The sequence below is a fragment of the Telluria sp. ZB4P36 genome (genome assembly GCF_059685865.1).
The window spans coordinates 103414-126990 of sequence record NZ_JCASIE010000003.1 but is presented as its reverse complement, the minus strand read 5'-3'; the positions used below and the strand labels follow the sequence as shown (position 1 = coordinate 126990).

The 23577-nt window shown below is 66.0% G+C and carries 14 protein-coding genes; 12 read left to right on the top strand and 2 right to left on the bottom strand.

What is annotated here, in order from left to right:
- The first annotated feature begins 132 nt into the window (after positions 1–132).
- Positions 133–1593, top strand: a complete 1461-nt coding sequence (gene tldD / locus AC56LK_RS05865; protein ID WP_497183634.1) for a metalloprotease TldD — start codon at positions 133–135, stop codon at positions 1591–1593.
- A 61-nt stretch (positions 1594–1654) separates the two neighbouring features.
- On the opposite strand, the gene AC56LK_RS05860 is transcribed toward tldD, so the two are convergent.
- A complete protein-coding gene (locus tag AC56LK_RS05860) occupies positions 1655–4516 on the bottom strand; it encodes a TonB-dependent receptor (RefSeq protein ID WP_497183633.1) in 2862 nt (953 codons plus the stop codon).
- A 508-nt stretch (positions 4517–5024) separates the two neighbouring features.
- Between AC56LK_RS05860 and aroG the strand changes: the two genes are divergently transcribed.
- On the top strand, positions 5025–6083 hold the full coding sequence (gene aroG / locus AC56LK_RS05855; protein WP_497183632.1) for a 3-deoxy-7-phosphoheptulonate synthase AroG: 1059 nt from the start codon (positions 5025–5027) through the stop codon (positions 6081–6083).
- Between the two features lie 98 nt (positions 6084–6181).
- On the opposite strand, the gene AC56LK_RS05850 is transcribed toward aroG, so the two are convergent.
- Positions 6182–9049, bottom strand: coding sequence for a TonB-dependent receptor domain-containing protein (locus AC56LK_RS05850; RefSeq protein ID WP_497183631.1), 2868 nt, complete (start codon positions 9047–9049; stop codon positions 6182–6184).
- A gap of 387 nt (positions 9050–9436) precedes the next feature.
- On the opposite strand from AC56LK_RS05850, the gene AC56LK_RS05845 reads away from it, so the two are divergent.
- From AC56LK_RS05845 to infB, 10 genes are all read left to right on the top strand, one after another.
- On the top strand, positions 9437–10375 hold the full coding sequence (locus tag AC56LK_RS05845) for an ABC transporter permease (protein ID WP_497183630.1): 939 nt from the start codon (positions 9437–9439) through the stop codon (positions 10373–10375).
- A gap of 11 nt (positions 10376–10386) precedes the next feature.
- Positions 10387–11385, top strand: a complete 999-nt coding sequence (locus tag AC56LK_RS05840) for an ABC transporter permease (RefSeq protein ID WP_497183629.1) — start codon at positions 10387–10389, stop codon at positions 11383–11385.
- Entirely contained in the window at positions 11382–13073 is a 1692-nt protein-coding gene (locus tag AC56LK_RS05835; protein ID WP_497183628.1) for an ABC transporter ATP-binding protein, read from the top strand. The genes AC56LK_RS05840 and AC56LK_RS05835 overlap by 4 nt, the downstream gene beginning before the upstream one ends.
- A 27-nt stretch (positions 13074–13100) precedes the next feature.
- Complete coding sequence (locus tag AC56LK_RS05830) at positions 13101–14075, top strand: rhodanese-like domain-containing protein (protein WP_497183627.1); 975 nt, start codon at positions 13101–13103, stop codon at positions 14073–14075.
- Between the two features lie 143 nt (positions 14076–14218).
- The gene (locus AC56LK_RS05825) at positions 14219–15229 is read left to right on the top strand and encodes a glucokinase (protein WP_497183626.1); all 1011 of its coding nucleotides are present in this window, start codon (positions 14219–14221) and stop codon (positions 15227–15229) included.
- Positions 15230–15588: 359 nt separating this feature from the next.
- Complete coding sequence (gene scpB / locus AC56LK_RS05820; RefSeq protein WP_497183625.1) at positions 15589–16335, top strand: SMC-Scp complex subunit ScpB; 747 nt, start codon at positions 15589–15591, stop codon at positions 16333–16335.
- Entirely contained in the window at positions 16322–18184 is a 1863-nt protein-coding gene (gene rluB / locus AC56LK_RS05815) for a 23S rRNA pseudouridine(2605) synthase RluB (RefSeq protein WP_497183624.1), read from the top strand. Before scpB ends, rluB begins: the two co-directional genes overlap by 14 nt.
- A gap of 332 nt (positions 18185–18516) precedes the next feature.
- Positions 18517–19005, top strand: coding sequence for a ribosome maturation factor RimP (gene rimP / locus AC56LK_RS05810; protein WP_497183623.1), 489 nt, complete (start codon positions 18517–18519; stop codon positions 19003–19005).
- Complete coding sequence (gene nusA, locus AC56LK_RS05805) at positions 19002–20567, top strand: transcription termination factor NusA (RefSeq protein ID WP_497183622.1); 1566 nt, start codon at positions 19002–19004, stop codon at positions 20565–20567. Before rimP ends, nusA begins: the two co-directional genes overlap by 4 nt.
- Before the next feature lie 46 nt (positions 20568–20613).
- Complete coding sequence (gene infB / locus AC56LK_RS05800; RefSeq protein ID WP_497183621.1) at positions 20614–23466, top strand: translation initiation factor IF-2; 2853 nt, start codon at positions 20614–20616, stop codon at positions 23464–23466.
- Positions 23467–23577 lie beyond the last annotated feature (111 nt).

Genomic DNA, 23577 nt, shown 5'->3' with positions numbered 1-23577 from the left:
CTCCGCGCAATTTCTCTCGGGATCGTGCTCAATGTCGACGCTGACCCTCATTATGTTTGCTGCGGCTCCTGTCCGATACGAAGCGGCCGCTTATGGCACAATGCCTTCTCCAATCGAACGACCGAACGCAAAATGAAACCATTCGAACCGAACCTTTCTTCCCTGGCTGTCGCACGCGACGTGTTGCTGACGCCATTCGGCCTCGACGAGGGCAAGCTGCTGAATGCGCTGGGCTCGATGTTCACGCACAAGGTCGACTACGCCGACCTGTATTTCCAGTTCACCAAGAGCGAGGGCTGGAGCCTGGAAGAAGGCATTGTCAAGACCGGCAGCTTCTCGATCGACCAGGGCGTCGGCGTGCGCGCCGTGTCGGGCGAGCGCACGGCTTTTTCGTATTCCGACGACATTTCCGAAGCGGCGCTGCTGGATGCGGCGGCCGCTACCCGCACCATCGCCCGCGCCGGCAGCGGCAAGGTGAAGATCGCCAGCGCGGCGCGCCCGACCGGCGGCCGCTCGCTCTACCTGCCGCACGATCCACTCGCTTCGCTCGACGCGACCGCCAAAGTGAAACTGCTGGAGCGCGTGGAGAAGATGGCGCGCGCCAAGGATCCGCGCGTGGTCCAGGTGATGGCCGGGCTGGCCGGCGAATACGACGTAGTGCTGGTGGTGCGCAGCGACGGCGTGCTGGCGGCCGACATCCGCCCGCTGGTGCGCGTGTCCGTCACCGTCATCGCCGAGCAGAACGGCCGCCGCGAAGTCGGCTCCTCCGGCGGCGGCGGACGCTATGACTACGGCTACTTCAGCGACGAGCTGCTCGACAAGTATGCGAGCGAAGCGGTGAAGTCGGCCTGCGTCAACCTGGAAGCGCGTCCGGCGCCGGCCGGCCCGATGACCATCGTGCTCGGCCCGGGCTGGCCCGGCGTGCTGCTGCACGAGGCGGTGGGCCATGGCCTGGAAGGCGACTTCAACCGCAAGGGCTCCTCGGCCTACGCCGGCCGCATCGGCGAACGCGTCGCGGCCAAGGGCGTCACCGTGGTCGACGACGGCACCCTGCAAGACCGCCGCGGCTCGCTCAACATGGACGACGAGGGCAACCCGACCCAGTGCACCACCCTGATCGAGGACGGCATCCTGAAGGGCTATATCCAGGACACCATGAACGCGCGCCTGATGAAGATGCCGGTCACCGGCAATGCGCGCCGCGAGTCCTTCGCCCACCTGCCGATGCCGCGCATGACGAACACCTATATGCTGGCGGGCGACAAGGATCCGGAAGAAATCCTGGCGTCGGTGAAGAACGGCCTGTACGCGGTCAATTTCGGCGGCGGCCAGGTCGACATCACCAACGGCAAGTTCGTGTTCTCGGCCAGCGAAGCCTACATGATCGAGAACGGCAAGATCAGCTATCCGGTGAAGGGCGCGACCCTGATCGGTAACGGCCCGGAAGTGATGAACAATATCTCGATGATCGGCAACGACATGCGTCTGGATTCGGGCGTGGGCGTGTGCGGCAAGGAAGGCCAGAGCGTGCCGGTCGGCGTGGGCCAGCCGACCCTGCGCATCGACGGCGTGACCGTCGGCGGTACCGCCTGACGCGGCATTCGCCTGTCGAGGAGAGCCGGCCCGTGAGGCCGGCTTTTTTTCGTCGCGGCGTTCAGAACGTGTAGCGCGCCCCGAGGGTGAAGAAGCGGCCCATCGCGCCGCTGAAGTCGAGCGGGTTGTACGACACCGCGCCGTAGGTCAGCGGATCCAGCGGCGGCAGCTTGTCGAACACGTTCTGGATCGAGCCGAACACTTCCCAGCGCGGCTCCGGCTTCCAGCGGAACACCAGGTCGACGGTGGTGAACGAGGCCAGTTCGCAGTCGGTCGGGGCATCGTTGCCGTTGGCAAAATGGGTCGCGCAGCCGTCCGGGTCGTCCTTGAACAGGGTGTTGTCGATCCGGCCCCGGTAGTTCAGGTTGGCCGACACCCGGAAATTGCTGCGTTCCCAGGTGGCGCGCAGGTTGGCGCGGTTGTCCGGCGTACCGACGCAATTGGTCACGTCGCAGTTGCCGTGGGTGCCGGCGAAGTCGCGTGATGTGCCGTCCTGCTCGGTGCGCAGCCACTTGACCAGGTGGGTCCACTTGGCGTCGAACACCAGGTTGCCGAGGTTGTTCGGCAGCGGCAGGCTGTGGCGCGCGTCGAGGTCGAGGCCGCGTACCTTGGTCTGGGCCGAGTTGACGTAGCTGGCCAGCACCGCCGTGATGGCGCCGGGGTCGCCCGGAATGCCTGCCTGGGCCGTGCTGGGGTCGCGCGATACGCGCCCGGCGAGGATGGCGGCATCGATCTGTTCCTGGTTGATCTCGTTCTTGCGCTTGATCTCCCAGAAGTCGAGCGAGAGGCTGGTGCGCGGCAGCGGGTCCCAGATCACGCCCATGTTCCAGCTCTTCGAACGCTCGGGGGAGAGGGCCGGGTTGGGCGAGGTGATCAGCGCGATGCTGGCCGGGTTGCAGGCCGCCGCCACGCCCAGGGCGCAGCGCAGCGGGTCCTCGGCGGTGGAGAAGGCGGCCAGGCCGCCGACCCCGTTCTCTGCCGGGCTCGGTGCGCGGAAGCCGCGTGCCCAGGTCGCGCGCAGGGCGAAGCTGCGCAGCGGCGTCCATTTCACGCCGACCTTGGGCGTCCAGGCGTCGCCGACATCGGTGAAGTGGTCGTAGCGCATGGCGCCGGTCAGCTCGACGCCGGGCCACACCGGCGCCAGCACTTCGCCGTACAGGGCGCTCACGTTGCGCTGGCCGTCATAGGCGGAATAGCCGAGGCCGATGATATTGCCCCGTTCGGTGCCGGAGGTCGGTTCCAGCTCGGCCGACTCGTGGCGGAACTCGGCGCCGACCGCCACGCCGAGCGCACCGCCCGGCAGCTTGCCGAATTCGCGCGAGGCCTTGACGTCGACCTGGGCCACTTCGGTGTGGGCGTCGTTGGCGATCCGCGGCGACAGCGCGGCATACACGGCCGGCGAATTCAGGCCGGCGTTCTCGCCGATGCGCCACAGGGTGCCGACCGGCAGCGCGCGGTAGCCGGGGTTGTTGAGGATGGCGGCCGCGACGTTCGCCGGGGTGGGATTGAGCAGGGCGAAGGTGGCGTCGCGCTGCAGGTAGCCGGTGCGCTGGTTGGTGACCTTGTTGCGCGAGTAGAGCAGCGAGCTGTCCCAGTCCCAGCCGGCGGTGCTGCCGCGCGCGCCGACCAGCGCACGGACGAAGTTCGAATCGATGTTCGAGACGCGCGGGCCGACATCGGCCGCCAGGTAGCGCAGGCGCGCCTCGCGCCCGAAATACGGGTTGTCGGGGTGGGTCGGCCCGAAGGCGGCCCCGGCGCCGCTCACCGGGCCGCCCGGATAACCCTGGTTGGCGCTGATGGTGGATGGCGTGGTGCCCGACTGGCTCTCGCTGTGGTAGAGGTTGAGTTCGGTATAGGCTTCGATGTCCTGGTTGAGCTTGAAGGTGCCGCGCCCGAACACGGTCACGTATTCCTGGTCGGGCTGTACCTGGCTGTACAGGTGGGGGGCGTCGATCAGGCAGCCGCCGCCCGGGTCGCCCTGGGGATGGTTGGTGAAGTTGCTGCAGGCCGCGGCCGGGAAGAAGCGGGTGAAGCCGACGCCGGCCGGATTGCCGCGATTGTAGTAGTTGAGCGTGTCGGGGTTGCGCACGTTGCCGTTGATGGCGCTGCCGGACGCGTTGTTGCCGGTGATGGCGCCGGTGCCGCCCAGCGCTTCCTGGGCCGAGAAGCCCCAGGGCCGCAGGTCGCCCTTGCCGACCCAGTCGCGGTTGCCGCGTTCGCGGTTCCAGATTTCGTCGGTGCTCTTGTATTCGAAGTTGAGCAGCACGTTGTAGCGGTCGGTGTCGAGGTCGCCCTTGCCCCAGGTGGCGGCGAGGTTGGCGTGCTGGCCGTCGCCCGCGGTGGCGGTGCCGGCCATGGCGCGCACGGTGGTGCCCTGGAAGTCGCGCCGCAGGATGATGTTGACCACACCGGCGATCGCGTCGGAACCATAGATGGCCGAGGCGCCGTCCTTCAGGATCTCGACCCGCTCGACGGCATCGGTGGGGATGACGTTGAGGTCGGAGAAGACCTTCTGGCCGTCGTCGGCCAGGCCATAGGGCGCCATGCGGCGGCCGTTCAGCAGCACCAGGGTCGAGGCGGTGCCGAGGCCGCGCAGCGAGATGCCGGAGGCGCCCGAGGCGAAGCCGCCGCCGAAGGTGGTCGGCACCGAACCCGAGTTGTCGACGGCCAGCGTCTGCAGCAGTTCGGCGACCGTGGTCTTGCCCGAGCGCTCGATGTCGGCCCGGTTCACGGTCTGCACCGACGAGGCGGTTTCGGCCTGGGCGCGACGGATGTTCGAACCGGTGATTTCGACGCGGGCGACGGGCTTGGGCGCGGCCTCCTGCGCCAGCAGTTCGGGGGGCGCCGCCAACAGCGCCAGGCCAACGGCGCCGCCGCCGGCGAAGATGCGGCGCAGGGCGCGCGCGAGCAGGGTTTCAGTCATGTCCGGACTCCAGTGGTTGGGGTTCTTCCCGCAGCCTCCGCGCTTGATTGCAATCAAGTGACCAAAAGTTTTTTCTTGTGAGAACACAAGAAGGGCGCGGAATCGTCGGGGGCTTGAAGCGACTTTCGCAGCGCTGGATGAACGGCGACTGATACCGCTCAAGGTGCGCCAAAAGGCAGGGAACAGTTGTGGGGTTCCCGCAACCGCTTGCCAGATCTGGTCGCGGCATTCCGCGTGTCGTGCTGCGCGACTCCCCGAAAATGCCTTGCCAACCGTTACATAATGGCGTTATAGTCAGGCGAACAAGGTCACCAGACCATCACGGACTTCTCATGCGCCAGCACGTTTTCTTTACCTGCTATTTTTACTTTAGCCATTCCAGCCCCTTGGCGGTGGAGTAGCGGCAGGTTCACGCGACATCAGAACAGTCCGACGCAAATCCAGACAAACCGCCAGCGATGGCGGTTTTTTTATTTTCAGCCCCAGCCAACACGATACGGAGTACAGCATGCCTCGCACCGACGATTTACGCATCCGCGAAATGAAGGAACTGACGCCGCCCGCGCACCTGATCCGCGAGTTCCCGGTCACCCCGGCCGCCGAGCAGACCGCCGCCGGCGCGCGCGTGGCACTGCACCGCATCCTGCACGGCCAGGACGACCGCGTGATGGTGGTGGTCGGCCCGTGCTCGATCCACGACCCCAAGGCGGCCCTCGAGTATGCGCGCCGCCTGGCCCCGCTGCGCCAGCGCTTCGCCGGCGAACTCGAGATCGTCATGCGCGTGTACTTCGAGAAGCCGCGCACCACGGTCGGCTGGAAGGGCATGATCAACGATCCCTACATGGACAACAGCTTCCGCATCAATGACGGCCTGCGCATGGCGCGCGAGCTGCTGCGCGACATCAACGAACTGGGCCTGCCGGCCGGGACCGAATTCCTGGACGTGATCAGCCCGCAGTACATCGCCGACCTGATCAGCTGGGGCGCGATCGGGGCCCGGACCACCGAATCGCAGGTGCACCGCGAGCTGGCCTCGGGCCTGTCCTGTCCGGTCGGCTTCAAGAACGGCACCGACGGCAACATCAAGATCGCGGCCGATGCGATCAAGGCGGCCTCGCAGCCGCACCACTTCCTGTCCGTGACCAAGGGCGGACACTCGGCGATCGTGTCGACCGCCGGCAACGAGGACTGCCACATCATCCTGCGCGGCGGCAAGGCCCCGAACTATGACAAGGCCAGCGTGGAAGAGGCCTGCCGCCAGCTGGCGGCCAACGGCCTGGCCAGCCGCCTGATGATCGATGCCTCGCATGCCAACAGCAGCAAGAACCCGCAGAACCAGGTGCCGGTGTGCGCCGACATCGCCGGCCAGATCGCCGCCGGCGACGACCGCATCGTCGGCGTGATGATCGAGTCGCACCTGGTGGGCGGCCGCCAGGACCTGGTGCCGGGCCGCGAGCTGACCTATGGCCAGTCGGTGACGGACGGCTGCATCGACTGGGACACCAGCATCGGGGTGCTGGAGGGCTTGGCGGAGGCGGTGAAGCAGAGGAGGGTGCGGCCGGAATGACGTGCTGATGCTCGAGGTGCAATCAAGCGTCGCACGCAGCCCGCGGGAACAATGAAAACGGCGCACCGAAGTGCGCCGTTTTCATTCAAGCCGCCGTATCAGAACTTGACGGTCATGTTCAGGAAGATATGACGGCCGAGGGCGTCATAGACCTGCGGGTAGGTATTGCCGTTGCCGAAGGTGGCAGCGGTAATGCCGCTCAGCGGCGGATCACGGTCAAGCGCGTTGTTGACACCGGCGCGCAGGGTCAGGTTCTTGTTGAACGCATACTGGCCGACCAGGTCGACGTAGTCGCGCGCACCCAGGCGGGCATCGACCGGCTGGAACGCGGTCTTCAGCAGCGGATTGTCGCTGGTGGCATCCAGCTTGACCGCGTTGATGTGACGCCAGGTCACGCCCAGCTCCAGGCCGCTCCATGGGGTGCCCCAGACGGCGCGGATCTTGTGGCGCCACTTCGGCAGCGGAGTGCCGCAGGTGGAACCGTGCAGGCCGGCGCAATCGTACTCGCCCGAACCAGGGAAGTCTTCCGACTTGAACTCGTCCAGGTAGGTGCCGATGAACGACAGGTCGAGGTTGCCCCAGCCTGCCAGCTTCATGCCATAGTTCGCGCCCAGGTCGATGCCGCGGGTCGAGCGCATACCGAGGTTCTGGTTGGTGGCAACGACTTGCGCGGTCGGCAGGGCCCACAGGCTGCCCAGGCGGTCACGGGTGATCAGCGAGCAGAACTTCGGATCGCCGGTGGTGAGGCACTGGCTCAGGGTCGTCGACGCAGGCAGGCCGTCGATCACGCCGTCCACCTTCATGTCGAAGGCGTCGATCGTCACGCTCAGGTTGCGCATCGGGGTCAGCACCAGGCCAAGGGTGTACGAATCCGATTCCTCCGGCGCCAGCGCGGTGTTGCCGCCGGTGATCTGGTTGTACTGGCCCGCCGGGCTGTCTTCGATCTTGCCGTACTGGGCGGCAGTCACACCGGTGCGCTGGCACTCTGCCAGGCTGGCGGTCGGCTTGGCGCCGGCGCACGGGTCAGCTGCCATGCTGTACAGGCTCAGGCCTTGCGGGGTGAACAGTTCGACCACGTTGGCTGCGCGGACTGCGCGCTGGTAGCTGAAGCGCACCTTGGCAGCCTGTACCGGCGTCCATTCGGCGCCCACACCGAAGGAGTTGGTCTTCTGGCCGGTCGAGTAGTCCGAGCGGCGGGCCGACGCGGTCAGGGTCAGGGCTTCCGCGAACGGGAGCTTTTCCAACACCGGAATACGTGCTTCGGCATAATAGTCGCGCACGCTGAACTGGCCGGCCACGCCCAGGGTCGGGCCGCCTTGGCCGGCCAGGTCGCCGGTCTCGAAGGCGGTGTCGGTGGCCAGGTCGAGCTTCTCGGTACGATGTTCCCAGCCCAGCGCCAGGCCGATGCCCTTGCTGCTGGTCGGCAGCTTGATGCCGTATTCGCCCAGGTCGGTCGACAGGTTCAGGCCCTGTACGGACTGCGAGGTGCTGCCTTTCTGGAAGCCCGGGGTCTGCAGGTACTTGAGCGCTTCCGGCGTGATGCCGCCCAGGCGCCAGATGTTATACGGGACGCAGTTCGGGTCGGTGCCGTCGAGGGTGCTGCGGCACACCGGCTGGCCGTTCGGGCCGGTGACGACGTCGAGTGCGCGACCGGAGCGCTGGATCGAGAAGTCGTTGAAGTAGGTTTCCGAGTACAGCACCTTGCCCATCTGGGCAAAGGCATCGTAGGACCAGTTGCCGATGTCGCCCTTGACGCCGATGACGCCGCGGTACGAAGTGTGGCGCTGGTCATCCTGGCGGCCGCCGCCTTCCACGTTGCGGCGGAAGATCAGTGCGTCGGCGGTGGTGCCCGGACCGGTCAGGCCGAGGTCGCGGCGCCATGCCGGGGTCAGCAATGGGTTCTCGAAGCGAATGGCATTCGCGCCCGAGGCATCGAAGCCGAACAGACCGGACGGTGCAATTTGCGCCACCGTGCTGTCGTCGTGGAAGCTGGCCTCGGCGTACAGGCGGGCCTGGTCGTTGATGTCGTAGCGGCTGAAGCTGCTGAAGGTGTAGCGCTCCGACGGACGGCGGAAGTAGTTCAGCGGACCGAAGTTGTACTGGTCGGTCGCGGCCACGTACGGGCGGGTGTTGCCGGCCGCGTCGGCGACGGTGCGCTGGCCGGCCGCAGTAAAGAAGCGGCCAGGGAAGCTGGTGCCCGAGCCGCCGCAGTTGAAGTATTGCGCCGCGCTGAAGTTGCCCAGCGAGCAAGCCGAGAAGTCACGCTCCGATTGCAGCAGCGCGTCTTCCTTCTTGTAGCCGAAGAAGACGACGGCATTGCCGCGGCCTTCGGCGAAATTGCCGCCCATCAGCAGGTTGGCGTCCTTGATCTTGCCGTCGGCGGTCTTGTCGTCCGGCAGCGGGAATTTGCGACGGTTGACAGCATCGGCCGCCATGTCGTTTTTCTGCTGGTGATTGTAGAACGCGTAGTTGGTCTCCAGCTGCACACCCTGGAAGCTGTCGTTCATGATGAAGTTGACGACGCCTGCGACCGCATCCGAGCCGTAGATGGCCGATGCGCCGCCGGTCAGCACTTCGACGCGCTTGATCAGGGCCGCGGGAATCTGGTTCAGGTCGGCTGCGGTATTGCGCGGCGAGCCGGCCGGCAGGCGGCGGCCGTTGACCAGCACCAGGGTGCGGTCGGCGCCGAAGTTGCGCAGGTTGACGGTCGCGGTGCCGGACGAGCCGTTCGAGATCGAGCCGCCCTGGTCGGCGAACACCTGGGGCAGGTTGTTCAGCAGGTTTTCGACCGAACGCGTGCCTTCCAGCTTGATGTCCTTGGCGCCGACCACGGTCACCGGGCTGACGCTTTCCAGGTTGGCGGTCGCGATGCGCGAACCGGTCACTTCCACACGCTGCAGTTGCTGGCCTTCGGCCGCCGTCGTTTGCTGCGCGTCCTGCGCATAGGCAGTGGCGGCGAACGCCATGCCCCCTGCGAACATCAATCGAACTGAACGAGAGATTACTGTTTCAACCATCATGTTGAGCTTCCCGGGGTTAGCTCCGCGGCTCTTGTTCTGAGGCCGGCCACGGAGAGGTGTCGATATCATTGCCGTCAAGGTAAAGAAACGGCATCTTTTACTACAAAGCAATAAAAACATTCGCATACATACGTTGTCAATTGAATCGTATGTACAAGTCTAAAATACAACTATTTGCAAAAATGTCTTTACAAGCGGACGCGTTGTAGTTATGGCTTGGAAATAAAATGGAATGGGCCGGGACCGGCATGGCAGGCTGCCAAGGCGGCAGAATATGCGCTATCGTTACGCCCTTCGGCCCGCCCGACCGGCACCGCCCACCTGAGGAGTTCCATGCTTAGCTTTATCGTCCGCCGGCTCTGGCAGATGCTGCCGACCATGCTCGGGGTGGTGCTGCTGGTGTTCGTGCTGTTCAACTGGGTCGGCGGCGACCCGGCCTACCTGCTGGCCGGGAAGATGGCCGATACCGCCGCCATCGAGAACATCCGGCGCCAGCTCGGCACCGACCAGCCCTATCCGGTGCAGCTGTGGATCTTCATCCAGCAGATCCTGACTTTCGATTTCGGCAATGCCTGGAGCACGGGCGAGCCGGTGTCGCACATCATCGCCAGCCGCCTCGGGCCCTCGCTGACGGTGCTGGTGCCGCTCACCATCCTGGAAACCGTGCTGGGCATCGCGCTGGCGCTGGCGATCGCCTTCGTGCGCGGCTCGCTGACCGACCGCGCCGTGATGGTCGCCTGCACGGTCGGCATGTCGATCTCGATCCTGGTCTACATCATCGTGTTCCAGTACGTGTTCGCCTACAAGCTCGGCTTGTTCCCGGTGCAGGGCTGGGGCGACAGCCTGGGCGAGAACCTGCTGCGCTATGCGCTGCTGCCGATCATCATCGGCCTGGCGGTGTCGATCGCGCCGACCTTGCGCCTGTACCGCAGCTTCGTGCTGGACGAAGTGGGGCAGGACTATGTGCGCACCGCGCGCGCCAAGGGCTTGAGCGAACGGCGCGTGGTCTGGGTGCACGTGCTGCGCAATGCCGCGATCCCGATCATCACCCACGTCATGGCCAACCTGCCGGCGCTGCTGATCGGGGCCTTCCTGCTCGAGCGCTTCTTCGGCATCCCGGGCATCGGGCGCGAAGTCATCCTGGCGGTCGAGCGCAGCGACTTCCCGGTGATCAAGGCGATCACCGTGTATGTCGCCGCCGCGACCATGGTGTTCAACCTGCTGGCCGACCTGCTGTACCAGGCGGTGGACCCAAGGGTGCAGCTGAAATGAGGGCGCCGGCCATGCAATCCCCGGGCCTGTGGGCGCTGGCCTGGCGCCGCCTGCGCGCCGACCGCGTCGCCATGGCCGCGCTGGCGGTGGTGGCGGGCTTCCTGCTGATGCTGCTGCTGTCCTTTGCCGGCCTGGTGGCCGGCGACTGGGAAGACGAGGTGGCGGTCAACTACGCGCCACCGGCCTTCATCGGCGCGGATGCCGGTACCCGCGCGCTCGCCGCGGCCCAGCTGCCGCGCGAGACGCCGCCGAACGCCTTCGACCCGCTGGCCGCCGAACTGGCCATCCTGAAGGCCCAGGTCCGCGCCAGCCATCCGCCGGTGGCGAAGGCGACCACGCTGCCCTTCGGGGCCGACAAGTGGGGCCACGACATCGTCAAGAAGACCATCAAGGGCGGCGAGACCTCGATCGTGGTCGGCCTGGTGGCGGCCTTCGTGGCGGTGGCGCTGGGCACCCTGTTCGGGGCGCTGTCGGGCTTCTACGGCGGGGTCGTGGACGACCTGTTCAACTGGTTCTACAGCATCTTCACGTCGATTCCCTCGATCCTGATGATCCTGACGGTGGCCGCGGTGCTGCAGCAGAAAGGGGTGACGACCATCGTGCTGATCCTCGGCCTGACCGGCTGGACCGGGCCCTACCGCCTGATGCGCGCCGAGTACATCAAGCACAAGGCGCGCGAGTACGTGATGGCGGCCGACGCCATCGGCGCGTCGAGCTGGCGCCGGATGTTCGGCCACATCCTGCCCAACGTCTCGCACGTGGCCCTGGTGCAGATGTCGATCCTGGTGGTCGGCTTCATCAAGGCCGAGGTGATCCTGTCCTTCCTGGGCTTCGGCGTGCCGGTCGGCGTGGTGTCCTGGGGCAGCATGCTGAACGAGGCGCAGAATGAACTCATCCTGGGCAAATGGTGGCAGCTGGCCGCCGCCGCCAGCGCGATGGCCCTGCTGGTGACGGCCTTTTCCCTGTTCGCGGACGCCCTGCGCGACGCCCTCGACCCGAAGCTCAAATGACGGACACCAGCCACAACCTGCTCGAGGTGCGCGACCTGCGCATCGCCTTCCGCGTCGACAAGAAGAACAGCGTCGAGGCGGTCAAGGGCGTCTCCTTCGACGTGCCGAGGAACAGCACGGTGGCCCTGGTGGGCGAGTCCGGCAGCGGCAAGTCGGTCAGTTCGCTGGCCGTGATGGGCCTGCTGCCGTCCGACACCACCATCGTCCATCGGGGTTCCAGCGCGCGCTTCGAAGGCCGCGAGCTGCTCGGCCTGCCCCTTGCGGAGCGGCGCAAGCTGTGCGGCAAGGACATCGCCATGATCTTCCAGGAGCCGATGTCCTCGCTCAATCCGGTGTTCACGGTCGGCTACCAGGTGGGCGAGGTGCTGCGCCGGCACATGGGCATGGGCGCGAAGCAGGCGCGGGCGCGCACCCTCGAACTGCTGGCCGAGGTCGGGATTCCCGACCCTGCGGTAAAAATCGACGCCTACCCGAGCCAGATGTCGGGCGGCCAGCAGCAGCGCGTGATGATCGCGATGGCGATCGCCTGCGAGCCGAAGCTCTTGATCGCGGACGAGCCGACCACCGCGCTCGACGTGACCATCCAGAAGCAGATCATGGAACTGATCGCGCGCCTGCAGAAAAAGCACCAGATGGCGGTGCTGTTCATCACCCACGACCTCGGGCTGGTGGGCGAGATCGCCGACCGCGTGATCGTGATGCGCCACGGCGAGGTGCGCGAAGAAGGCGAGGCCGCGCAGGTGTTCGGCGCACCCGCTGACGCTTACACGCGCGCCCTGCTGCATTGCCGTCCGAAGCTGGACGAGCGGCCGCTGCGCCTGCCCGTCATCGACGACTACCTGAGCGGAAAATTCACCCCGGAACAGCGGCTGCCGCAGCGCACGCGCGGCAGCGCGCCCGGCGACGAACCGGTGCTGGAGGTGCGCAACCTGGCCAAGAGTTTCTGGCTGCGCGACGGACTGTTCGGGAAGCGCGAGTTCAAGGCCGTCAAGGACGTGTCCTTCACGCTGGCGCGCGGCAAGACCCTGGGCGTGGTGGGCGAATCCGGTTCGGGCAAGACCACGGTCGGCCTGACCCTGCTGCGCCTGCACCGCGCCACCGGCGGCAGCGCGCTGTTCGAGGGCCGCGACCTCTTCACCATGTCCGACCGCGACTACCAGGCCTACAAGCGGCGCATCCAGATCATCTTCCAGAACCCCTATGCCTCGCTGAATCCGCGCTTCACGGTCGGCCAGATCCTGCTCGAGCCGATGCGCATCCACCGCATCGGCGCCAACGATGCCGAGCGGGTGGAGATGGCGCAGCAGCTGCTCGGGCGCGTCGGCCTGCCGGAGCAGGCCTTCCACCGCTTTCCGCACGAGTTTTCCGGGGGGCAGCGCCAGCGCATCGCGATCGCGCGCTGCCTGACCATGAAGCCGGAGATCCTGGTGTGCGACGAATCGGTGTCGGCGCTCGACGTGTCGGTGCAGGCCCAGGTGCTGAACCTGCTGCAGGACCTGCAGGACGAATACGGCATGAGCTACATCTTCATCTCGCACGACCTGTCGGTAGTGAAATATATCGCCGACCAGGTGATGGTGATGCACCATGGCAGCGTGGTCGAGATGGCGGATTCGGATGCGTTATACCGCAATCCGCAACACGACTACACGCGCAGCCTGCTGGCGGCGATTCCACGGGGTGCGTGAACCGTAAAACAACACCTGGCGGCAGCGATGCCGCTGAAAGTCAGCTACACTACAGCGATGCCCCAGCTCGTCGACCTGCTCCAGACTTATGGTGTGCTGATCGTGTTCGGCATCGTCCTTGTCGAACAGTTCGGCCTGCCCATTCCCGCCTTCCCGATCCTGATCGTGGCCGGCGCGCTGTCGGTCGACGGCACGCTCAGCTGGGAACTCTGCCTGGCGTCAGCGGTGGGCGCCTGCCTCATCTGCGACATGTTCTGGTTCCGCGCCGGGCGCTTCTACGGCAAGCGTATCCTGCGGCTGCTCTGCAAGATCTCTCTGTCGCCCGATTCCTGCGTCAACCAGACCGAGGACCGTTTCCGCCGCTTCGGCGCCAAGTCGCTGCTGGTGTCGAAATTCGTCCCCGGCTTCAATACCATCGCCGCGCCCCTGTCGGGCGCCATCGGCACCCGGCCGCGCCAGTTCATCGCCTATTCGGGCACCGGCGCGGCGCTATGGAGCGGCACCGGCATCCTGCTCGGCATCCTGTTCCATGACGGCGTCGAAGAGCTTCTCGGCTGGCTCGAGACCATGGGCGGCACCGCGCTGTCGGTGCTGGCCACGCTGCTGGTCCTGTTCATCGCCGTCAAGTACGTCGAGCGGCGCCGCCACCGCGCCCGCAGCGCGGTGCCGCGCATCGAGATCGCCGAACTGATGGCCCTGATCGACGGCGGCCACGACCCGGTCATCATCGATGCGCGCAGCCTGACGGCACAGGAGCTTGAAGCGGCGATTCCCGGCGCGGTGGTATTCCAGTCCTGCGTGCCTGACAAGTTGATGGCCTCCATCGACAAGGACCGCCACATCGTCATCTACTGCAGCTGCCCGAACGACGTCACCGCCGCCGAGGTGGCCAAGCAGTTCCTCGCCAACGGCTTCCACCGCGCGCGGCCCCTGCGCGGCGGGCTGGACGCCTGGAATGCCCAGCGCGGGGCCGATCCGGAACTGGCGCCGGCAGCATGCTGAGGTAGTTCGACTACTTCTCATGCCCTTGGCCTATGCAGCAGTCATAGTAGCTGGAGCGACACCTTGTACCTAAACTACAAAATGTACTTGTAAGAGTACTACAAAGTTTAGTAAGCTTGGTCATCGCTCCTTTATTAGCTGCAATGACCGCCTCTCCCTCCAGCCTCGTACCCGATCCGTCCACCCATGCTGGCGTTCGCCTGCTCGCCGACATCGGCGGCACCAATGCCCGCTTCGCGCTGGAAGCCGGGCCGGGCCGCTTCGAGGCCATCGAGGTGCTGTCCTGCCAGGAACATGCGAGCCTGGCCGACGCCGTGCGCGCCTACCTGGCGCTGCCGCAGGTAGCCGGCCTCGGCACGGGCATCCGCCATGCGGCCATCGCGATGGCCAACCCGGTCACCGGCGACCAGGTGCGCATGACCAACCACCACTGGGCCTTCTCGATCGAGGCGCTGCGCCAGGAGTGCGGCTTCGACACCCTGGTGGTCGTCAACGATTTCACGGCGCTGGCGCGCTCGCTGCCGCATCTGGGCGAGCGCAAGCGCCAGGTCGGCGGCGGCGCTCCCGTGCCCGATGCGCCGCTCGGCCTGCTGGGCGCCGGCACCGGCCTCGGCGTATCGGGCCTGATCCCCTTCGGCCAGGCCTGGACCGCGCTGCGCAGCGAAGGCGGGCACGTCAGCTTCTCGCCGGTCAACGATACCGAAATCGCCATCCTCCAGTACGCCTGGCGCGAATTCGAGCACGTCTCCAGCGAGCGCCTGTTGTCCGGCGCCGGCGTGGAACTGATCTACCGCGCATTGAGCGACCGTGCCGGCCGTCCCGGCAGCCTGACCGCGCCCGAGATCTCGCGCCGCGCGCTGGACGGCGAGTGCGCGCTCTGCGACGAGGTGCTGGAAGTCTTCTGCGGCATGCTCGGCACTGCCGCCGGCAACCTGGCCATCACCCTCGGCGCCCAGGGCGGCGTCTACATCGGCGGCGGCATCGTGCCGCGCCTGGGCGAACGTTTCGTCAACTCGTCGTTCCGCCGCCGCTTCGAGCAGAAGGGACGTTTCAGCGCCTACCTGGCCCAGGTCCCGACCTATGTGATCACGGCCGACTACCCGGCCTTCCTCGGCGTGTCGGCGATTCTGTCGGAAAAACTGTCCGCCGCTTGATCGAACCGGCCATTTGTGCGCGGCTGCTGCCGTCGCCTTGTCCGTTCCCGGGTTTTATCGGTTACAATGGCCCTTAGTTGTCAGGAACGCTGACCTTATTCGTTCGGCTCCCGTAGTCCACGAGCCCCGCGTTTCACCTGAAAGACCAACAGCTACCGCCCGCCTGGCACGCGGGCAGCCGTGACGGGCGCCTAGCCTGTCACCTTTGTCAGCCCGGCGCATTCCGGCCCGGGCCACGGATTCCAGAATCTTGCGCAGCATCTCGCACCGCGGCCGGTATCGGCTCCGTGGCTGGCATCCGCCAAATCGGTTTTGTTTTGATTTCTTGCATACGATTCGAAGCGTGACGACACCGCGACATGAATACTGACGAGGCCAAGCGCGTCCTCGAGACCGCCTTGCTGTGCGCGCGCGAGCCGATGACGATCCACGGCATGAAGAAACTCTTCGCCGAGGTCGACGCCAGCGGACGCCAGCTGAATGCCGGCGTCGGTAGCGACACGATCAAGATCTTGCTGGAAGAATTGCGCCAGGACTGGCAGGGGCGCGGCATCGAAATCGTCAGCCTGGCGTCCGGCTGGCGCTTCCAGAGCCGGCCCGAGATGAAGCCCTATCTCGACCGCCTGTCGCCCGAGAAGCCGCCGAAGTATTCGCGCGCGACGCTGGAAACGCTGGCCATCATCGCCTACCGCCAGCCGGTCACGCGTGGCGACATCGAGGAAATCCGCGGCGTCGCCGTGAACTCGCAGACGATCAAGCTGCTGGAAGACCGCGGCTGGATCGACGTGGTCGGCCACCGCGAAGTGGTGGGACGCCCGGCGCTGCTGGGCACCACCAAGCAATTCCTCGACGACCTGGGCCTGGCGTCGCTGTCGCAACTGCCGCCGCTGCAGGCGGTCAGCGACGGGCCGGACAGCCGCAGCCTCGAGGCGCTGGAAGCGGCGCTGAACGACAACTTTGACAGGGCGGACGCCGCGGCGCACGCCACCGAGACAGATACCGAGACGGACTTCACGTCCGTCGACGTCCCCATTCTTGACCAGGAGACGGCAATCGCCGCTGGGCCGGGTCAGCACAATAAAGATACGAACGATGAACCCAACTGAACCGAACGAGAAGCCCGTCGAGGCTGAAGGCGCTCCCGCCAAACCGAAGCGCACCCGCAAGCCGGCCGCCGCCGCAGCCGCACCGGATGCCGCGCCCGTGAGCGCGGAGCCGGCAGCCGCCGCCAAACCGAAGCGCACCCGCAAGCCTGCCGCCGCTGCCGCCGAGGCGCCGGCAGCCGCAGCCGAACCTGCAGCCAAGCCGGCGCGCAAGCCGCGCGCACCCAAGGCCGCCCCGGTGGAAGCCGCAGCAGCCGCCGCCGACGCGCCGGCCGCACAAGCCGCCGCGCCGGAAGCCGAGCAGCGCAAGCCGCGCGGCCCGCGCCAGATGCGCGAGAAGCGCCAGGTGCGTGAAGCCCTCCAGCAGGAGCAGGCGGCCGCCCAGGCACCCGCGGAGGCAGCGCCGGTCGAGGCTCCGGCCCAGGCCGGCGGCGAGCAGCCGCAGCCTGAAGCCAGGCGCGAAGGGCGTGGCCGCAACCAGCCGCGCAACAAGCAGAACCCGCACGGCCTGCAGAGCCAGCGTCCCCAGCAGGGCCAGCCGGTCAAGGGCGCCAAGCAGCAGGGCAAGCACGGCAAGCCTCAGCAGGGCAAGCAGCAGCAGGGCGGCAAGGGCAGCGACGCCGACGCCGTGTTCTCCTTCGTGACCTCGGACGACTACGACGCCAGCGAGGGCGGCCGCGGCAAGGCGCAAGCCAAGCCGGTGCGCCGCGACCTGACGGCCGACGACGACGCGCCGAAGCTGCACAAGGTGCTGGCCGAGGCCGGCCTGGGTTCGCGCCGCGACATGGAAGACCTGATCGTCGCCGGCCGCGTGTCGGTGAACGGCGAGCCGGCCCATATCGGCCAGCGCATCCTGCCGACCGATGCGGTGCGCATCAACGGCAAGCTGATCCAGCGTAGGGTGAACAACAGCAAGCCGCCGCGCGTGCTGGTGTACCACAAGCCGGCCGGCGAGATCGTCAGCCACGACGATCCCGAAGGCCGTCCGTCCGTGTTCGACCGCCTGCCGACCATGAAGACCGGCAAGTGGCTGGCCGTGGGCCGCCTCGACTTCAACACCGAGGGCCTGCTGCTGTTCACGACCTCGGGCGACCTGGCCAACCGCCTGATGCACCCGCGTTACAACATCGACCGCGAATACGCGGTGCGCACCCTGGGCGAGCTGGAAGAAGGCATGCGCCAGAAGCTGCTGGCCGGCGTCGAGCTGGACGACGGCCTGGCCTCGTTCTCGAAGGTCCAGGACGGCGGCGGCGAAGGCATCAACAAGTGGTACCGCGTGGTCATCGGCGAAGGCCGCAACCGCGAGGTGCGCCGCATGTTCGAGGCGGTCGGCCTGACCGTCTCGCGCCTGATCCGTACCCGCTACGGCGCCATGACCCTGCCGACCGGCCTCAAGCGCGGCCGCTGGGAAGAACTGGAAGAAAACGACGTGCGGTCCCTGATGGCCGCCTTCGGCGTCGAGAAGAAGGGCGGCGACGCACCCAAGGGCAAGGGCGGCAAGCCGCAGCGCGACGACAAGCTGCGCACCGACGGCAACCGCATCGACCGCGCCGACGCCAACCGCAATGTCAACCCCTACGGGCCGCCGGTGGTGCGTGCCGGCGTCCCGCGCCAGGGCGGCCAGGGCCAGGGCGGCTTCGCCGGCGGCCGTCCGCAGGGGCAGGGCGCCAAGGGTGCTGCGGGCGGCAAGGCGCGGGGCGGCAACAACGCCGGCGGCGGCAGCAGCCGTCCGAAGCAGCCTGACCCGCTGCAGACCACGTTCGGTTTCGCCGGCACTGGCGGCGGACGCCGCGGCGGCCAGGGACCGCGCGGTTCCGAGCACGGCCTGCCGCGCCGCGGACGTCGGGGCTGATCCTGCCTGGTGCAGTGGCCGGCACTGCCGGCCACTGCATCGACTAAAAATTCCGAGTCGCCGGGCACGGGATGCTGCAATACCGTAGAATGCAGCCCATGCCCCGTTATGGTCATCCTGCCAACTGTTGCTTTTTGCTCTAGTCACCGTCCATTTTTGGCCCGGTGATTGCGGGAGAAGCAGGATCACTGTATAATTTGCAGCCTAATCAAAGTTCTTCCCAGTATTTTCTTGGTGCAAGTGCTTTCATCTGGTTGGGTTGTGAATACAAAAAGATGGGCAGATGCCCATTTTTTTTTTGGTAAATCGATTTCGAGTCCTGGAGAAGTGCCGTGCAGCAGTTTGAACTCATCGCCAAAACAGTCAGTGGCCTCGGCTACGAACTCGTGGACGTCGAACGGGGCGAGCGCGGCATCCTGCGCGTGTATATCGATTTCCCCGCTGACGTCGTGGAAGAGAAGGGCCTGATCACGGTTGAAGACTGCGCCACGGTCAGCCACCAGTTGACGCACGTGTTCACCGTCGAGAATGTGGATTACGAACGGCTGGAAGTATCGTCGCCGGGCCTCGATCGCCCGGTGCGGACCCTGGCCGACTTTGCGCGTTTTGCCGGACATGAATGCACGGTGAAACTGCGGGTCGCCATGCCGGGCAGTGCGAACCGGAAAACCTTTACCGGTATCCTGCGCGGCGTCGAGGGCGACAAGGTCGGTCTGGAATTTGATAATAAAGATGGCGCAGCGTTGTTGGAATTTACGCTGGCCGAATTGGACAAGGCACGTTTGGTGCCACAGGTGGATTTTAGGAGTCGCAAAGCATGAGTCGCGAAATTTTATTGCTGGTGGATGCGCTCGCGCGCGAAAAGAACGTCGATAAGGAAGTGGTCTTCGGAGCGCTCGAGTTCGCGCTCGCGCAAGCCACCAAAAAACGCTATGAAGGCGAGGTCGACATTCGCGTGAGCATCGACCGCGACACCGGCGAGTTCGAGACCTTCCGCCGCTGGCACGTCGTTCCCGACGAAGCCGGCCTGCAGCTGCCCGACCAGGAAATCCTGCACTTCGAAGCCAAGGAACAGATCCCGGACATCGAAGTCGACGAATACATCGAAGACCCGATCGAATCGGTCGAATTCGGCCGTCGCTTCGCCCAGGACACCAAGCAGGTCGTGCTGCAGCGCGTGCGCGATGCCGAGCGCGAACAGATCCTGCAAGACTTCCTCGAGCGCGGCGATTCGCTGGTCACCGGCACCATCAAGCGCATGGAGCGCGGCGATGCCATCGTGGAATCGGGCAAGATCGAAGCGCGCCTGCCGCGCGACCAGATGATCCCGAAGGAAAACCTGCGCATCGGCGACCGCGTCCGTGCCTACATCCTGCGCGTGGACCGCAATATGCGCGGCCCGCAGGTGATCCTGTCGCGCACCGCGCCGGAGTTCATCATGAAGCTGTTTGAACTCGAAGTACCCGAGATCGAACAGGGCCTGCTGCAGATCAAATCGGCTGCCCGTGACGCCGGCGTGCGCGCCAAGATCGCGGTGTTCACCGCCGACAAGCGCATCGACCCGATCGGCACCTGCGTCGGCATGCGCGGTTCGCGCGTGCAGGCCGTGACCGGCGAGCTGGGCGGCGAGCGCGTCGACATCGTGCTGTGGTCGGACGATCCGGCCCAGTTCGTCATCGGCGCCCTGGCGCCGGCGAATGTCTCCTCGATCATGGTCGATGAAGACAAGCACGCCATGGACGTGGTGGTCGACGAAGAGAACCTGGCGATCGCGATCGGCCGTTCGGGCCAGAACGTGCGCCTGGCCTCGGAACTGACCGGCTGGAAGATCAACATCATGACGGCCGAAGAATCGGCCAACAAGGTGGCCCAGGAAACCGCCGCGATCCGCGTGCTGTTCATGGAAAAGCTGGACGTCGACCAGGAAGTGGCCGACATCCTGGTGGATGAAGGCTTCTCGAGCCTTGAAGAAATCGCCTACGTCCCGATCTCCGAAATGCTGGAAATCGAGTCGTTCGACGAAGACACCGTCAACGAGCTGCGTACCCGCGCCCGTGACGCGCTGGTGACCGAAGCGATCGCTTCCGAAGAAGGCCTCGAAGGGATGGAAGAAGCCCTCGTGACCCTGGAAGGCATGGACCGCACCACCGCCGGCAAGCTCGGCCTGGCTGGGATCAAGACGGTCGAAGCCTTCGCGGGCCTCGCCTATGACGAATTCGGCGCCATCCTGGCCCTGTCGTCGGACCGTGCCCGCGACCTGATCAAGAACGAATTTAATGATGTGACCGACGAAGAGATGAAGCTGGTCGACAGCAAATACGATGACCGCGCCAAGGCGCTGCAGGCGAAAGCCTGGAGCCTGGCAGAAACGGCCAAGGCGTAATTTGCAAATCTTTATCATCTCAGCGACACATAGAAAAGAGGACTGAATGGCGAGTAACAACGTAGCCCAATTTGCCACCGAACTGAAGATGCCTGCAGACCTGCTGCTGACACAGCTGCGCTCGGCCGGCGTCGAAAAAAGTTCGACGTCAGATCCCTTGTCGAAAGATGATAAGGACAAGCTGCTGAACCATCTGCGCCGTACCCACGGCGCCGCCGAAACCGGCGAGAAGAAGAAGATCACGGTCACCCGCAAGGAAACCACCGAGATCAAGCAGGCCGACGCCAGCGGCAAATCGCGCACCATCCAGGTCGAAGTCCGCAAGAAGCGCACCTTCGTGCAGCGCGACGACCTGGTCACCACCCCGAAGGCCGAAGCTGCGCCCGTGATCGACGCTGCCGAGCAGGCGCGCCGCGAGGAAGAATCGCGCCGCCAGGCCGAGCTGATCGCCCGCCAGGAAGCGGACCTGCGTGAAAAGCAGGAACGCCTGGCCAAGCTCGAGGCGGAAGAGGCTGCACAGGCCAAGGCTGCCGAAGAGCAGGCCAAGCGTGACGCCGCCGACAAAGCCAAGCGCGAAGCGGCCGAAGCTGCTGCCGCGGCCAAGGCTGCGGCCGCTGCCCAGGCGCCTGCGTCGCCGGCGTCGGCTGCTGCCGAAGAAGCCGCCCAGAGCGCCGCTGCCGAAGCCAAGAAGCGTGCGGAAGAAGCCGCCAAGGAAGCGGCCGAACGTGCTGCCGCTACCGAGCGCGCACGCAAGGCCGTGGCCGACGAAGTGGCCCAGATCAAGCTCATGATGAGCCAGCCGCGCCGCGTCATCAAGGCGCCGGAACCGGTCGCGAAGCCGGCGGCTCCGGCCGCTCCGGCCGGCACCCTGCACAAGCCTGCCGCCAGCGCCGACAAGAAGCCGGCGGATGCGAAAGCGGGCGACAAGAAGCCGGGCGACAAGAAGTCGATCAAGTCGGCCAATGTCTCCTCGACCTGGTCGGACGACGCCAAGAAGCGTGGCGCGCCGAGCGGCCCGAAAGGCCGTGGCGGCCCGGGCGCGAGCACCGGCCGTGACGGCTGGCGCAGCGGTGGCCGCAGTGGCGGACGCCGTTCGCACGGCGATGACCGCGAAACCAATTTCCAGGCCCCGACCGAGGCGATCGTCAAGGACGTCCACGTGCCGGAAACCATCACCGTGGCCGAACTGGCCCACAAGATGTCGGTGAAGGCGTCGGAAGTCATCAAGCAGCTGATGAAGCTGGGCCAGATGTGCACCATCAACCAGGTGCTGGACCAGGAAACCGCGATGATCCTGGTGGAAGAGATGGGCCACAAGGCCTTCGCTGCTGCCGAGGACGATCCGGAAGCGCTGCTGGCCGACCAGGGCGAACACGCCGAGTTCGAAGCGACCTCGCGCGCCCCGGTGGTCACCGTCATGGGTCACGTCGACCACGGCAAGACCTCGCTGCTGGACTACATCCGCCGCGCGAAAGTGGCTGCTGGCGAAGCCGGCGGCATTACCCAGCACATCGGTGCATACCACGTGGACACCCCGCGCGGCATGATCACCTTCCTGGATACCCCGGGTCACGAAGCCTTCACGGCAATGCGTGCCCGCGGCGCGAAAGCGACCGACATCGTCATCCTGGTGGTGGCGGCGGACGACGGCGTGATGCCGCAGACCAAGGAAGCGATTGCCCACGCGAAAGCCGCCGGCGTGCCGCTGGTGGTGGCGATCAACAAGATCGACAAGCCGGGCGCCAACACCGACCGCGTCACCCAGGAACTGGTGGCCGAGGGTGTGGTGCCGGAAGAATACGGTGGCGATTCGCCATTCGTGCCGGTATCGGCCAAGATCGGTACCGGTATCGACGACCTGCTGGAGCAAGTCCTGCTGCAGGCCGAGGTGCTGGAACTGACCGCACCGGCCGAAGCACCGGCGCGTGGCCTGGTGGTCGAGGCGCGCCTCGACAAGGGCCGCGGTCCGGTGGCGACCATCCTGGTGCAGTCGGGTACCCTGAAGCGCGGCGACGTCGTGCTGGCGGGCTCCTCCTTCGGCCGCGTCCGTGCGATGCTCGATGAAAACGGCAAGCCGGTCAGCACCGCGGGTCCGTCGATTCCGGTCGAGATCCAGGGCCTGACCGAAGTGCCGAGCGCCGGTGAAGAAGTCATGGTCATGGCCGACGAGCGCAAGGCGCGTGAAATCGCCCTGTTCCGTCAAGGCAAGTTCCGCGACGTCAAACTGGCGAAGCAGCAGGCCGCCAAGCTGGAGAACATGTTCGACCAGATGGCCGAAGGCGAAGTCAAGAACCTGCCGCTCATCGTCAAGACCGACGTGCAGGGTTCGCAGGAAGCGCTGGTCGGTTCGCTGCAGAAGTTGTCGACTTCGGAAGTGCGTGTCCAGATCGTCCACGCGGCGGTCGGCGGCATCACCGAATCGGACGTCAACCTGGCGGTCGCGTCGAAGGCAGTCATCATCGGCTTCAACGCCCGTGCCGACGCCCAGGCGCGCAAGCTGGCCGAAGCCAACGGCGTCGACATCCGTTACTACAGCATCATTTACGATGCGATCGACGAGATCAAGACGGCACTGTCGGGCATGCTGGCGCCGGAGAAGCGCGAGACCATCACCGGCCAGGTCGAGATTCGCCAGGTCATCCTGGTGTCGAAGGTCGGCGCGATCGCGGGCTGTCTGGTCACCGACGGCGTGGTCAAGCGTACCTCCTCGGTCCGCCTGCTGCGCAACAACATCGTCGTGTGGACCGGCGAGATCGACTCGCTCAAGCGCTTCAAGGACGATGCGAAGGAAGTCCGTGCCGGCCTCGAGTGCGGCCTGTCGCTGAAGAATATGAACGAAATCCAGGTCGGCGACGTCCTGGAAGTGTTCGAAGTCACGGAAGTGGCGCGTACGCTGTAATTTCGACATTGGGCGTACCATGAGGGCCAGGACGCTTCGCGGCAATGCCGCGAGGGGCCTGGCCCTTGTTTTTGGCCTTCGGACCTCACAAGAAAAAATACTAGCAACATC